Annotated in this window: 3 protein-coding genes; all 3 read left to right on the top strand. The window is 41.0% G+C overall.

Features of this window, described 5'->3' with window-relative positions:
• Positions 1–5 precede the first annotated feature (5 nt).
• On the top strand, positions 6–1367 hold the full coding sequence (gene radA, locus TZ97_RS07890; RefSeq protein WP_080934918.1) for a DNA repair protein RadA: 1362 nt from the start codon (positions 6–8) through the stop codon (positions 1365–1367).
• A gap of 288 nt (positions 1368–1655) precedes the next feature.
• A complete protein-coding gene (locus TZ97_RS07885; protein WP_003008959.1) occupies positions 1656–2150 on the top strand; it encodes a beta-class carbonic anhydrase in 495 nt (164 codons plus the stop codon).
• A gap of 249 nt (positions 2151–2399) precedes the next feature.
• Positions 2400–16829, top strand: coding sequence for an SspB-related isopeptide-forming adhesin (locus TZ97_RS07880; RefSeq protein WP_045759964.1), 14430 nt, complete (start codon positions 2400–2402; stop codon positions 16827–16829).
• Positions 16830–17086: the final 257 nt, after the last annotated feature.

Below are 17086 nucleotides of genomic sequence, written 5' to 3'. Positions count from 1 at the left end.
GGTTTATCATCGCTAAGAAAAAAACGACTTTTATTTGTCAAAATTGTGCCTATAATTCACCCAAATACCTAGGGCGCTGTCCTAACTGTGGTTCTTGGTCTTCTTTTGTCGAGGAAGTTGAGGTCACCGAGGTTAAGAATGCGCGTGTGTCCTTGACGGGTGAAAAGACCAAACCTATGAAATTAGCGGACGTGACCTCTATCAATGTTCACCGGACCAAGACGGAGATGGAGGAGTTTAACCGCGTCCTTGGAGGCGGAGTGGTACCAGGAAGTCTCGTCCTCATCGGTGGGGATCCTGGGATTGGGAAATCGACCCTTCTCCTTCAAGTGTCGACCCAGCTATCTCAAGTGGGAACGGTTCTCTATGTTAGTGGAGAGGAATCAGCCCAGCAGATCAAACTTCGAGCAGAGCGCTTGGGGGATATCGACAGTGAGTTTTATCTCTATGCCGAGACCAATATGCAGAGTGTGCGAGCAGAAGTAGAGCGCATCCAACCTGACTTTCTGATCATTGACTCCATTCAGACGATTATGTCTCCTGAAATTTCAGGGGTGCAGGGATCAGTTTCTCAGGTACGAGAGGTGACAGCTGAGCTTATGCAGCTGGCCAAGACCAATAACATCGCCATCTTTATCGTCGGCCATGTAACTAAGGAAGGAACCTTGGCAGGACCTCGGATGCTGGAACACATGGTGGATACGGTGCTCTACTTTGAGGGGGAACGCCATCATACCTTCCGGATCCTGAGAGCGGTCAAAAACCGTTTTGGCTCGACCAATGAGATCGGGATCTTCGAGATGCAATCAGGTGGACTGGTTGAGGTCCTCAATCCGAGTCAGGTCTTTCTGGAAGAACGCTTGGATGGGGCAACTGGATCGTCCATCGTGGTCACCATGGAAGGGACGCGTCCGATTTTGGCGGAGGTGCAGGCCTTGGTGACACCGACCATGTTTGGTAACGCCAAGCGGACGACAACGGGACTTGATTTCAATCGGGCTAGTCTTATCATGGCGGTGTTAGAAAAACGAGCGGGTTTGCTCCTTCAAAATCAGGATGCCTACCTCAAGTCAGCTGGTGGCGTCAAATTGGATGAGCCAGCTATCGACCTAGCCGTAGCCGTAGCCATTGCCTCCAGCTACAAGGACAAGCCAACCAACCCGCAAGAGTGTTTCGTTGGAGAGTTGGGCTTGACCGGAGAAGTCCGCCGAGTCAATCGGATCGAACAACGGATCAATGAAGCTGCTAAGCTCGGTTTTACCAAGATTTATGTACCTAAAAATTCTCTGATAGGGATCACGACACCATCAGGTATCCAAGTGGTCGGTGTGAGTACACTAGCTGAAGTCTTGAAGAAAGTATTTTAATAGAAGAAAAGAGGCTGGGACGAAAGTCCTAGCCTCTCAATTGTTTTTGGATTGTCGAACAAGACGCAGTGGTTGAGTGGGCTCTACTACGCTGATTTCATCAGCTTTTACAGCCCTGCTCAACTGTGCGGAGGTGGGACGACGAAATCGAATTCTAACGAATTACCGATTTCTGTCCCACTCTCTTTTTTCAGATGTGACAGATGACGGGAGATCCTCTCTGACAGAAATAGTGAGATGTGGTAAAATAATAGATGATTTGAATTTCAAAGGAACAAAGGAGAGACCATGTCTTATTTTGATAATTTTTTAACAGCTAACCAAGCTTATGTGGCGCTACATGGAGACCTCCGTCTTCCGATTAAGCCCAAAACACAAGTAGCCATTGTGACCTGTATGGATTCCCGCCTTCACGTGGCACCAGCACTGGGTCTGGCTCTTGGAGATGCCCATATTTTGCGGAATGCTGGAGGGCGCGTGACTGATGATATGATTCGCTCCTTGGTCATCTCCCAGCAGCAGATGGGTACCCGTGAAATTGTGGTTTTGCACCATACAGACTGTGGTGCTCAGACCTTTGAAAACGAGGGCTTCCGTCAGCATCTCAAGAAAGAACTGGGTGTGGATGTAGGAGATCGCGATTTCCTTCCTTTTCAAGATATTGAGGAGAGTGTCCGTGAAGATATGGAGCTTTTAAAGGCTTCTCCTTTGATTCCAGAGGATGTCGTTATTTCGGGGGCTGTGTATGATGTGGACACCGGATTGATCTCAGAAGTGAAATAATTACATAGAAGAGTATAGGAAGACAGAACGATCTTTGTTTTCCTGTATTCTTTTTTGGTGTAAAAAAAGTGAACCGAATAGGAAAAAATGTGACAATTTAGCACAAATTATTAAAAAATATGTGGTATAATATGACATTTTAACAAGAATATTACAATTAAATTTCAACAGATTGACTGCAGATGTCAATGATGTTACAATTTTATTTGTATCATGGAATCATGAAATATGAAAAAGGAGATCCTATAAATGAAGGATGTATTTAATAAGCGTCAACGCTTTTCATTGCGAAAATATAGCGTTGGGGTTTGTTCAGTTCTTTTAGGAACGGCACTCTTTGCTGCAGGAGCTCAATCTGCGTCAGCGGATGAAGCAACAGCACCTTCTGAATCTGCGGGAACAGCAACTTCAGAAGCAGCACAACCTGCTCCAACAGAGTCAAGTCAAGCAGAAGCACCAACTGCTTCCCCAGTCTATGCTGAGGGAGCACAAGCACCGAAAGTAGACCTTTCTAATTCTGCTGTAACTTCGGAAGCATCAGCTTCAGCAACTGAAAAATCTGAAGTAGCTGATAAAGCAGCTGCTACAGAAAGCAAGGAAGCAAAAGCTGAGACTAAAAAAGAAGAAAAAGCTGAAACTAAAAAATCTGAAGAAGCTTCAAAACCACTAAACGTTGGTTCATTGCCAGAAATCGCTCTACCAACAGCGAAAAAGGCAGAAACCAGCTCTAAACCAGCTTCTACAACAGCGGCTACCACTGCTCAACCTACTGCAACTCGTGCTGCAGCAGGTGAAAGCTCAGAGAGAGCAGCTGCAAGAGAAGAAGCAACTACACCAGCAGAAACAACTACTTTTTCAGCTACTGTAAGTTCAGCAGCTCCAATCACTGGTACAGAAGCAACTGCGCAAGCAGAAAGTGCAACAAGTACAAATGCTGCTGCGGCTGTAGCAACTGCTAATGAAGAACGTACAAATGCAGGAGCTTTAGCAGTAAGTAGCCGTCGTCGCGGTAAACGTGCTTTGATAGACCACAATGTGACACCGGTTGATGTTACAACGAAAATAGCTGATAATGTTGAAGCTAACCCTGACATGACAGACCCTAACGGTGCCTCTGTACATTCTCAAACAATTCCAGCTGGTTACCAAGCTAAAGAAGGTGACGTCTATACTTATGGTATCTGGAATCTTACAAAATACAATGAGCGTTACAACACAAACTACTATGCACGTGCGTATAAAAGCTTTGATGCTTCAACAGATACCACAGTTGAATTGATTGATAAGAATACTGGTAATATTGTTGAAACACACACAATTACTGCAACTAGTGGTATTCAAAAATTCACTACAACAGGTCAGAAATCTAATAAAGAGTTGACATTACAAGTGGATTACCAAGCAGGTGCTGGTCAAGGACCTGGTAAGACAGACCAACCATTCATTCAAATGGGATTTGAAGTTGGATCAGAGATTCAAGCTTTAGTAGCTGCTGGTCATAACCTGACTCCAGCTGAACAAGCTCGTTTTGATGCTGTTTATGCAGCACGTAACTCAAACGATATTATCAATGTGGTTGAACCTGCCTACAATGGTCGTCAAGTTACGGATACAAACTTTAAGATTCCTACCAATGTTGAAAAGACTACTTACTATAAACTTGTTGACAAGGCAAACTCTACCTATAAAGCAACTGGTAAATCTGTTACAACTCAGGACTATAAAGAAAATGGAAGTGAAACTGAGTTAGCCAAATATACTCTGAAAGCGATGGAAGGTCAAAACTTCACAGCTTCTGGAGAACGTCAATTTACAAAGACTGAAAAAATCACGGATAAAATTACTAGAGAAACAGCTTATACCCTATATCAAACAGCTGATCCAGATACAACTTCTGGTTATGTAAGCCGTCCTTACACCGTTGGTACCAAATTCATGGATGCTGAGCGTGCAGGAATTAAGCGTATCAAAGAAATTGTAGGTGAAGATGGATCTGTAGTGGTTCGTGTTTATCTTCTAGATCCAAAACAACAAAGCAAACGTTCAGATGGCACCTTGAGTACAGACGGCTATATGTTGCTAGCAGAAACAGCACCAATTAAGCCGGGCGAAGCAAATACTAAAGAACTAGTTGTTAAAAAATCTCCCCTCACAACGATTGCTCATACAGTAACTGATCCAAAAACAGGAGCACAAACGAACTATCCAAATGGTAAAGAAGTTCCATTCGACTTCCAAAAAGCTGCTGGATATACACCGTATAAGACAGTCTTTGTTCCTTTCTTGGGAGACAATATCGGTCACCTTTCACCAAATTCACAATTGGAACGTGGAGTAGGAGGTATCGGTACCAACGTTGACTTGCTCAACTCCTTGACACCATACAGTCAACCAATCTACTACTATGACAAGACAGAAACTATCAAGGTAAAACCTGAGGTTGAAAAACAACTGGAAGGTCGTGTGCTAGTTGATGGTGAATTTAACTTCAAGATTAAAGAAGTGAGCAAAAATAAATCACTTCCTTCATATGAACAAGAAGTCACAAATAAAGATGGTAAAGCATCCTTCCCAGAATTATCATTCAAAGAAGAAGGTACTTATACCTACACTATCACTGAATTAAAAGGTTCTGACAAGGATGTCGACTACGATGCCATGGAAGTAACCATGACTGTAAAGGTTACGAAAAATGCTGCGGGTGATTTAGAAGCTTCAGTTAAATACAGTGGTACTGGTGGATTTGCTTCAAGCGCTGATGATAAAGTCTTCAACAACTATGTTGTAGCTCCAGTTAAAACTAAATTTGACTTCAGCAAGGCTCTTGCAGGTCGTGAGTTGAAAGCTGGTGAATTCAACTTTGTATTGAAAGATTCAACTGGTAAGACTCTTCAAACAAAGACAAACACTAAAGAAGGTGTTGTAGCCTTTGATGACTTGACCTTTGACAATACTCAAGTTGGTACGCACAAATACACTGTAGAAGAAGTTATTCCAGAAAATAAAGAAGCTGGTATGACTTACGATACAATGAAGGCTGAAGTGACCATCACTGTTACTAAGGAAGGTCACGTTCTTAAAGCAACGAACACTCTTCCATCAGATACAGAGTTCAACAATACCTTCACTCCAGGTGCGGTGAAAGTTAACCTTGACTTTGATAAATCACTTTCAAATGGTACTTTGAATGCTGGTGATTTCAGCTTTACCTTGACTGGTGATAACAATGTTAATGAAACTGTAACCAACAAAGCTAACGGTAAGATTAACTTTAGCGAATTGTCATTTGATAAAGAAGGTGTCTACAACTACACTGTTAAAGAAGTGAAAGGCAACAATGCCGATGTAGACTACGATGAAATGACAATCGGCGTGAAAGTAACTGTTACAAAAGATGCTGCAACAGGTCTTTTGAGTGCCAAGACTGAAATGACTTCAACAGGTGGTGAAGCAACTGGTAAGGATGACAAGATATTCAACAACCACGTTGTGGCTCCTGTGACTGCTCAATTCGACTTCAGCAAAGCTCTTGCAGGTCGTGACTTGAAAGCTGGTGAATTTAGCTTTGTATTGAAAGACAAAGATGGTAAAGTCATTCAAACAAAACAAAATGATGTCAACGGTAAAGTTAAATTTGACGCATTGACATTCACAAATGCTCAAGTGGGTGACCACAAGTACACTGTAGAAGAAGTTCAAGGTTCTGAAGCAGGTATGACTTATGACCCAATGAAAGCAAACGTAACAGTAACGGTTACGAAGTCTGGTCATGCGCTTACTGCTGTTGCAACTCTTCCAACAGATACAGAGTTCAACAATACCTTCACACCTGCTGCTACACAAGCTCAATTCAAGTTCACTAAACGTCTTGAAGGTAAAGCACTTGAAGCAGGTGCCTTCGAGTTTGAATTGCTTGAAAACAACAACGTTATTCAAACTAAGAAAAATGCAGCAGATGGTTCAATCACATTTGATGCTATTGAATACAGCGCTGAAGGTGAACACACTTACACTGTGCGTGAAAAAGCTGGTAACGATACAAATATCGATTACGATACAATGAACGCAGAAGTGAAAGTTAAAGTTACTAAAGATGCTGCTACAGGTCTCTTGAGCACTGCTGTTACAATGCCTGAAGACACAGAGTTCAACAACTATGTGGTTTCTCCAGTTGTAACGAAATTTGACTTCACTAAGAAGTTGGCTGGCCGTGAGCTTAAAGATGGAGAATTCAAATTCATCCTTAAAGATGCTAACGGACGAGAAGTTGAAACAGTAACCAATAAAGCTGATGGTACGGTAACCTTCTCAGAATTGTCATTCGACAATACAAAAGTTGGTACCCACACATATACTGTAGAAGAAGTGATTCCGGCAAACAAAGAATTTGGAATGACTTACGACCAAATGAAGGCTACAGTGACTGTTGAAGTTGCCAAGAACGGTCATTCATTGACAACTGTTACAAACGTGACATCAACTGGTGGTAAAGATGCCAATGGTAAGGCTACTGATGGTACTGCAGATAAAGAATTCAACAACAAAGTTACTCCTCCAGAAACTCCAGAATTCCAACCAGAAAAATTTGTCGTTTCTAAAGAGAAATATGACATCACTGGTAACAAGTTGATGGATGACGACGATGAGTTGACAAATGAATACACTGAAACAAATGCAGATCCATATGTAGACAAGACAAACAACAATGAACCAGAAAACTTGAATACGAAGACAGTTAAACGTGGTTCTAAATTGGTTTACCAAGTATGGCTTGATACGACTAAATTCACTGAAGCAAACAACATCCAATACGTTGGTGTATCTGATACATACGACGCTGATAAATTGGACGTCAATGCAGCGGACATCAAAGCATATGATTCAGTAACTGGTGCAGAAGTAACCAATAAATTCGACATCAAAGTTGAAAATGGTACAATCACTGCAACTTCTAAAGATGAATTTATCAAAGATAAAGTCAATGCTCCTGTTATCGACACAACTAAGTTCGAATTTGGACGTTACTATAAATTTGATATTCCAGCAACTGTGAAAGAATCTGTTAAAGCTGGTGCTGATATTGAAAATACAGCCAACCAAACAGTTCACGTTTACAACCCAGTAAGCAAGACAGTTGAAAAACCTGAAAAACCAACACAAAAACGTGTCAACAGCGTTCCAGTTCCAGTGGAAATGAACTTCACGAAACGTTTGGAAGGTCGTGAACTTCAAGCCAAGGAATTCGAATTCGTATTGAAGAAAGACGGCGTTGAAGTTGAACGCGTGAAGAATGACGCTGCTGGTAAGATTGTCTTCAAGACTCTTGAATTTGGTCGTGATGATCTTGGTAAGACTTACAACTACACAGTAGAAGAAACTCCTGGTACAGATGCAACTGTCAAATACGACACAATGGTTGCTACTGTTAAAGTGGTTGTTTCACACGACGGTACAGCTAAGGCAATCGTTGCCAACGTAACAGATGCAGCTGATAAAGAATTTAACAACCGTGTAACACCTCCAGAAGAGCCTAAGTTCCAACCAGAGAAATACGTTGTTTCTAAAGAGAAATACGATATCACTGGTGACAAGCTTGTTGACGATGATAGAGAGTTGGCAGACAAGTACGCAGATACAAATGCGAACCCATATGCGGACGATGCATCAAACAACGAAGCAGAAAACTTGAATACTAAGACTGTTGAACGTGGTTCTAAATTGGTTTACCAAGTATGGTTGGATACAACTAAATTTGATGCAGCTAACAAGGACAACATCCAAACAGTTGGTATCTCAGATAACTATGATGAAGCTAAATTAAATCTTAATGCGGCTGACATCAAAGCTTATGACTCTGTAACAGGTGCAGAAGTAACAGATAAATTCGATATCGCTGTCAACAACGGTGTGATCACTGCTAACTTGAAGGCTGGCTTCACGAAGTCACTTGGCGATGCAGAAAACACACAAGTCATCGACACAACTAAATTCGAATTCGGACGTTACTACAAGTTTGATATCCCAACAACAGTGAAAGACGATGTAGTAGCTGGTGCAGATATCGAAAATACTGCGGCTCAAGTAGTTAACTATTACAACCCAACTACTAAGAAAGTTGAAAAACCTGAAAAACCAACTGAAAAACGTGTAAACAATGTTCCAATCTCAGTAGAATTTAACTTCACTAAGAAATTGGAAGGTCGTGCTCTTAAAGCTAACGAATTCACATTCGAGTTGAAAGACAGCGACAATGTTGTGATTGCGACTGCAACCAACGACGCAGACGGTAACTTCAAGTTCACTCCAGTTGATTACACAAACAAAGCTGGTAAAACTGTCACTGCCCTTAAATACCAGAAGGGTCAAGAAGGTACTTACAAGTACACTGTAACAGAGGTTAAGGGTACAGACGCAACTGTTGAGTACGACACAATGGCTGCAGTGGTAACTGTTACTGTTTCTCATGATGGTACAGCGAAGGCCTTGATCACAAACGTGACAGAACCTGCTGATAAAGAGTTCAACAACCGTGTCACTCCACCAACAGAACCTAAGTTCCAACCAGAGAAATACGTTGTTTCTAAAGCGAAATTCGATATTACAGGTACGAAGCTCGTTGATGACGATTCTGAATTGACAGATAAATATGGTGAAACAAATACAAACCCATATGTCGATACAACTGCCAACAACGAAGATGAAAACTTGAATACGAAACCAGTTGAACGTGGTCAAAAACTTTACTACCAAGTATGGTTGGATACAACTAAATTTGACGCAAACAACAAAGACAATATCCAAACAGTAGGAATCACAGATAACTACGACAAGGATAAATTGACTGTTAATGCTTCAGATATCAAGGTTTACGATTCAGTTACTGGTGCGGATGTTACGACTAAATTTGATATCTCTGATAACAATGGTGTTCTGACAGCTAACCTTAAGGATGGCTTCACTAAGTCACTTGGCGACGCTGAAAATACTCAAATCATTGATACGACTAAGTTCGAATTTGGACGCTACTATAAATTTGATATCCCAGCAACAGTGAAAGACGATGTCGTAGCTGGTGCAGATATCGAAAACAAGGCAGCACAAGTTGTTAACTACTACAACCCAGTAAGCAAGACTGTTGAAAAACCAAACAAACCAACTGAAAAACGTGTCAACAGTGTTCCAATCTCAGTAGAATTCAACTTCACTAAGAAATTGGAAGGCCGTGATCTGAAAGCTGGCGAATTCACATTCGAGTTGAAAGACAGCGACAATGTTGTGATTGCAACTGCAACCAACGATGCAGCTGGTAAGATCAAGTTTGCTCCAGTAGATTACACCAATAAAGCTGGTGAAACTGTTACTGCCCTTAAATACAAGAAGGGTCAAGAGGGTACTTACAAGTACACAGTAGAAGAGGTTAAAGGAACAGACGCAACCGTAACTTATGACACAATGAAAGCTGTTGTAACAGTTGAAGTTCGTCATGATGGTACAGCGAAAGCCTTGATCACAAACGTGACAGAACCAGCTGATAAAGAATTCAATAACACAGTTCGTCCTCCAGAAGAACCTAAGTTCCAACCAGAGAAATATGTTGTTTCTAAAGAGAAATTCGATATCACAGGTGACAAACTCGTTGATGATGACAAAGAGTTGGCAGACAAGTACGCAGATACCAATGCGAACCCATATGCGGACGATGCATCAAACAACGAAAAAGAAAACTTGAACACCAAGACTGTGAACCGTGGCGACAAGTTGGTTTACCAAGTATGGTTGGATACAACTAAATTTGATACAAACAACAAGGACAACATCCAATCAGTAGGAATCTCAGATGACTACGATGAAGCTAAATTGGAACTTGATTCTACTAAGATCAAAGCTTACGATTCAGTAACAGGCGCAGAAGTAACAGATAAATTCGATATTACTGTGAACAACGGTGTGATCACTGCAACCCTTAAAGATGGCTTCACTAAGTCACTTGGCGACGCAGAAAACACACAAGTCATCGACACAACTAAATTCGCATTTGGACGTTACTACAAGTTCGACATCCCAACAACAGTGAAAGCTGATGTACCTGGTGGTGTGGATATTGAAAACACTGCGGCTCAAGTAGTCAACTACTACAACCCAACAACTAAGAAAGTTGAAAAACCAAGCAAACCAACTGAAAAACGTGTAAACAACGTACCAGTTGAAGTGGAATTCAACTTCACTAAACGCTTGGAAGGCCGTGAGCTTAAAGCTAACGAATTCAGCTTCGTTCTTAAAGATTCAACAGGTAAGACTCTTGAAACTGTAAGCAATGATGCGACTGGTAATGTTAAGTTCTCTAAACTTGAGTTCAAGAAAGGTCAAGAAGGCGTACACAACTACACAGTAGAAGAAGTTAAAGGATCTGACGCAACCGTTACATACGACACCATGAAAGCGAATGTAACAGTTACAGTGAAACACGATGGAACAGCTAAAGTTCTGATCGCGACTGTAGGCGACATTGCGGATAAAGAATTTAACAACCGTGTCACTCCTCCAGAAGAACCTAAGTTCCAACCAGAGAAATACGTATTGAATACAGCGAAATTCTCTATCACTGATAACAAGCTTCTTGATGATGATGCCGAGTTGACTGATAAATATGGTGAAACAAATACTGATCCATATGTTGATAAAACAAACAACAACGAAGCAGAAAACATCAATACGAAGTCTGTTAAACGCGGCGAAAAGATCTACTACCAAGTATGGTTGGATACAACTAAATTCGACGCAGCTAACAAAGACAACGTTCAAACTGTAGGAATTACAGATGACTTTGACGAAACTAAGGTTGATGTAGATGGTTCAGCAATCAAAGCTTACGATTCAGTAACTGGAGCTGATGTTACAAATAAATTCGATATCACTGTGAACAACGGTGTGATGACTGCAACTCTTAAAGATGGCTTCACTAAGTCACTTGGCGATGCGGAAAACACTCAAATCATTGACACAACTAAATTCGAATTCGGACGTTACTACAAGTTTGATATTCCAGCAACAGTGAAAGCTGATGTACCTGGTGGTGCAGACATCGAAAATACTGCGGCTCAAGTAGTTAACTACTACAACCCAGTAAGCAAGACTGTTGAAAAACCAAACAAACCAACTGAAAAACGTGTTAACAGTGTTCCAGTTGAAGTAGAATTCAACTTCACGAAACGTTTGGAAGGCCGTGAACTGAAAGCTAACGAATTCAGCTTCGTCCTTAAAGATTCAACAGGTAAGACTCTTGAAACTGTAAGCAATGATGCTTCTGGTAACGTTAAGTTCTCTAAACTTGAGTTCAAGAAAGATCAAGAAGGTGTTCACAACTACACAGTAGAAGAAGTTAAAGGAACAGACGCAACCGTTACATACGATACCATGAAAGCGAATGTAACAGTCACAGTGAAACACGATGGTACAGCTAAAGTACTTATCGCTACTGTAGGCGACATTGCGGATAAAGAATTTAACAACCGTGTCACTCCTCCAGAAGAACCTAAGTTCAATCCTGAAAAATATGTTGTTTCTGAAGCGAAATTTGATGTAACAGGTACGAAACTCGTTGATGATGACAAAGAATTGGCTAACAAGGTTGCGGATACAAACGCAAACCCATATGCGGACGATGCATCAAACAACGAAGAAGAAAACTTGAACACCAAGACTGTGAAACGTGGCCAAAAACTTTATTACCAAGTATGGCTTGACACGACTCAATTTGATTCAGCTAACAAGGATAACATCCAAACAGTTGGTATCACAGATGACTTCGATGAAACTAAGTTGACTGTGAATGCTTCAGACATCAAGGCATACGATTCAGTATCAGGTGCGGATGTTACATCTAAGTTTGACATCTCAATCGCTAACGGTGTCATCACAGCTAACCTCAAAGATGGCTTCACTAAGTCACTTGGCGACGCTGAAAACACTCAAATCATTGACACTACTAAGTTCGAGTTTGGACGCTACTATAAATTTGATATTCCAGCAACTGTGAACGCAGACGTTCCTGGCGGTGCGGATATTGAAAATACTGCTGCTCAAGTAGTCAACTACTACAACCCAACAACTAAGAAAGTTGAAAAACCAAGCAAACCAACTGAAAAACGTGTCAACAACGTACCAGTTGAAGTGGAATTCAACTTCACGAAACGTTTGGAAGGCCGTGAGCTGAAAGCTAACGAATTCAGCTTCGTTCTTAAAGATTCAGAAGGTAAGACTCTTGAAACTGTAAGCAATGATGCGACTGGTAATGTTAAGTTCTCTAAACTTGAGTTCAAGAAAGGCCAAGAAGGCGTTCACAACTACACAGTAGAAGAAGTTAAAGGAAGCGACGCAACCGTTACATACGATACCATGAAAGCGAATGTAACAGTTACAGTGAAACACGATGGTACAGCTAAAGTACTTATCGCGACTGTTGGCGACATTGCGGATAAAGAATTTAACAACCGTGTCACTCCACCAACAGAACCTAAGTTCCAACCAGAGAAATATGTTGTTTCAGAAGAGAAATTCGATATCACAGGCGACAAGCTCGTTGATGATGATAAAGAGTTGGCAGACAAGTACGCAGATACCAATGCGAACCCATATGCGGACGATGCATCTAACAACGAAGCTCAAAACTTGAATACGAAGACTGTTAAACGTGGCGATAAGTTGGTTTACCAAGTATGGTTGGATACAACTAAATTTGACGCAGCTAACAAGGACAACATCCAATCAGTAGGAATCTCAGATGACTACGATGAAGCTAAATTGGAACTTGATTCTACTAAGATCAAAGCTTACGACTCAGTAACAGGCGCAGAAGTAACAGATAAATTCGATATCACTGTGAACAATGGTGTGATCACTGCAACCCTTAAAGATGGCTTCACTAAGTCACTTGGCGATGCGGAAAACACACAAGTCATCGACACAACTAAATTCGCATTTGGACGTTACTACAAGTTCGACATCCCAACAACAGTGAAAGCTGATGTACCTGGTGGTGTGGATATTGAAAACACTGCGGCTCAAGTAGTTAACTACTACAACCCAACTACTAAGAAAGTTGAAAAACCAAGCAAACCAACTGAAAAACGTGTAAACAACGTTCCAGTTGAAGTAGAATTCAACTTCACTAAACGCTTGGAAGGCCGTGAGCTTAAAGCCAATGAATTCAGCTTCGTTCTTAAAGATTCAGAAGGTAATACTCTTGAAACTGTGAAGAACGATGCATCTGGTAACGTTAAGTTCTCAGCTCTTGAATTCAAGAAAGGTCAAGAAGGCGTACACAACTACACAGTAGAAGAAGTTAAAGGATCTGACGCAACCGTTACATACGACACTATGAAAGCGAATGTAACAGTTACAGTGAAACACGACGGAACAGCTAAGATTCTCGTAGCGACTGTAGGCAAAATTGCGGATAAAGAATTTAACAACCGTGTAACACCTCCTGAAACTCCAGAATTCAATCCAGAAAAATATGTTCTAAACGAAAAAGAATTTGATTTGACTGGAACTTCATTATTAGATGATGACAAAGAGTTGGCAGACAAGTACGCAGATACCAATGCAAACCCATATGCGGACGATGCATCTAATAACGAAAAAGCGAATATCAATACTAAATCAGTTAAACCAGGTCAAAAACTTGTTTACCAAGTATGGTTGGATACAACTAAATTTGATGCAAACAACAAAGACCATATCCAATCAGTAGGAATCTCAGATGACTACGATGAAGCTAAAGTTGATGTTGATGGTTCAGCAATCAAAGCTTATGATGGTAAGACTGGTGCGGATGTAACAGCTAAATTCGATATCACTGTGAACAATGGTGTGATTACTGCAACCCTTAAAGATGGCTTCACTAAGTCACTTGGCGATGCAGAAAACACACAAGTGATCGACACAACGAAATTCGAATTTGGACGTTACTACAAGTTTGATATCCCAGCTACAGTGAAAGCTGACGTTGCAGGTGGAGTTGACATCGAAAACACTGCTGCTCAAGTTGTTAACTACTATAACCCAACTACTAAGAAAGTTGAAAAACCTGAAAAACCAACTGAAAAACGTGTAAACAGCGTGCCAGTTGAAGTAGAATTCAACTTTACTAAACGTATGGAAGGCCGTGAGCTTAAAGCTAACGAATTCAGCTTCGTTCTTAAAGATTCAAAAGGTAATACTCTTGAAACTGTGAAGAACGATAAAGATGGTAACGTTAAGTTCTCTAAACTTGAGTTCAAGAAAGGTCAAGAAGGCGTTCACAACTACACAGTAGAAGAAGTTAAAGGATCAGACGCAACCGTTACATACGACACTATGAAAGCGAATGTAACAGTCACAGTTTCACACGACGGAAAAGCTAAAGTTCTGATCGCGAAAGTTGGCGACATTGCGGACAAAGAATTTAACAACAAGGTGACTCCTCCAGAAACTCCAGAGTTCAACCCAGAGAAATACATCTTGAACGCTGAGAAATTCGACCTTACTGGTAAATCACTTCTTGATGATGATAAAGAATTGGCAGACAAGGTTGCGGAAACAAACGCAAATCCTTACGCTGATAAGGCTGACAATAATGAAGCAGCAAACATCAATACTAAGACTGTGAAACGTGGCGATAAGGTTGTTTACCAAGTATGGTTGGATACAACTAAGTTCACTGAAGCGCACAACATCCAATCTGTTGGTGTTACTGATGACTACGAAGAAGACAAGCTTGACATCAATGTTGCAAACATCAAAGCTTACGACTCTGTAACAGGCGAAGATGTGACTGCTAAATTTGATATCAAGGTTGAAAACGGTGTGATCTCTGCAACTTCTAAAGCGGACTTGACTAAGTCACTTGGAGACGCAGAAAATACTCCAGTGATCGACACAACTAAGTTTGCGTTTGGACGTTACTACAAGTTCGACATCCCAGCAACAGTGAAAGATACTGTTAAGGGTGGTGCGGATATTGAAAACACTGCAGCTCAAATCGTTCACCAATACGATCCAACAAGCAAGACAGTGAAGAAACCAAACAAACCAACTGAAAAACGTGTTGTGAACATCCCTGTTTCAGTAAAATTCAACTTCACGAAACGTTTGGAAGGCCGTGATCTTAAAGCTAACGAATTCAGCTTCGTTCTTAAGGATAAAGATGGTAAGACTCTTGAAACTGTGAAGAACGATGCATCTGGTAACGTTAAGTTCTCAGCTCTTGAATTCAAGAAAGGTCAAGAAGGAACTTACAACTACACTGTAGAAGAAGTCAAAGGAACTGATACAACCGTTACTTATGACACTATGAAAGCAGTTGTAACAGTTGAAGTTTCTCATGATGGAACAGCGAAAGCTCTCCTTACTAAGGTAACGGATCCAGCGGATAAAGAATTCAACAACACTGTTCGTCCACCTGAAACTCCAGAATTCAACCCAGAGAAATACATCTTGAACGAATCTAAATTCGATCTTACAGGTGTGAAACTTCTCGACGATGATAAAGAGTTGAAGGATAAGGTTGCGGAAACAAATGCGAACCCTTACGTTGATAAGACTGATAACAACGAAGCTCAAAATATCAATACCAAGACACTCAAGAAAGGTGATAAAGTATACTACCAAGTATGGTTGGATACAACTAAATTCACTGAAGCACACAATATTCAATCTGTTGGTGTGACAGATAAATATGACAGTGCAAACTTGACTGTCAACGGAGCTGATATTAAGGCATACGACTCTGTAACAGGAGAAGATGTAACAGCTAAGTTTAATATCAAGGTTGAAAACGGTGTGATTACTGCAACATCTAAAGCAGACTTGACTAAGTCACTTGGAGACGCAGAAAATACACAAGTTATCGACACAACTAAGTTGGCCTTTGGACGTTACTACAAGTTTGAAATTCCTGCAGAAATTAAACAATCTGCTCAAGATGGTGTGGACATTGAAAATACAGCTTCACAAATCGTACACCAATACGATCCAACTAAGAAGACTGTAGAAAAACCAGAAAAACCAACTGAAAAACGTGTAGTCAACATTCCAGTTAAGGTTCAATTCCAATTCACTAAGAAATTGGAAGGTCGTGCATTGAAGGCTGGTGAATTCAGCTTCGTTCTTAAGGACGAAAAAGGAAATGTGATCGAAACCGTAACCAATGATGCGGCTGGTAAGATCACCTTCTCAAATCTTGAATTCAAACGTGGTGAAGAAGGAACTCATCTCTACCATGTAGAAGAAATCCGTGGCACAGATTCTAGCGTTGAATACGATAAGATGGTTGCCACTGTGGGTATTATGATTAACAAAGACGGTAAAGTATTGACGGCTATTACTCAGTTGCCAGAAGATACAGAGTTTAACAACACTGTTATTCCGCCAACAACACCGCCAACAACACCGCCAAATACACCACCAACAACACCACCGAATACACCACCAACAACACCGCCGACAACACCACCAACACCACCAACACCACCAACAACACCGCCAACACCACCAACGCCACCAACACCTACAACTCCTCCAGCTCCAGCACTTCCTGAAACTGGTGAAGAACAATCAGCATCTGCTGCATTGTTAGGTGCTGCACTTGGTATGGTTGGCCTTGCGGGACTTGCAAAACGCAAAAAACGCGAAGACTAAAATTGAGGTGACATCGACAAACTTGTTGATGAGGTGACAATTTTAGATCCAACAGGAAGAGGCTTTGCTCGAAAGAGCAAGGCCTCTTTGTTTGGTATTGGAAACTTAGAAAAACATGCATAAATGTGATGAAAAAGTTTCAGTAAAATTCTATATATTCATTTCATTCGGTTACTAGTTTCAGTAAAATTCCATTGACTTGAAGTAGAGAAAACAGTATACTAGTAAAGCAATTTGATCTTTCAAACTGCCGGCAA

Source organism: Streptococcus parasanguinis (assembly GCF_000963275.1).
In the GTDB taxonomy this organism is placed as follows: Bacteria; Bacillota; Bacilli; order Lactobacillales; family Streptococcaceae; genus Streptococcus; species Streptococcus parasanguinis_B.
Note: the sequence above shows the minus strand (reverse complement) of the source record. Positions and strands in the feature narration are given on the sequence as shown.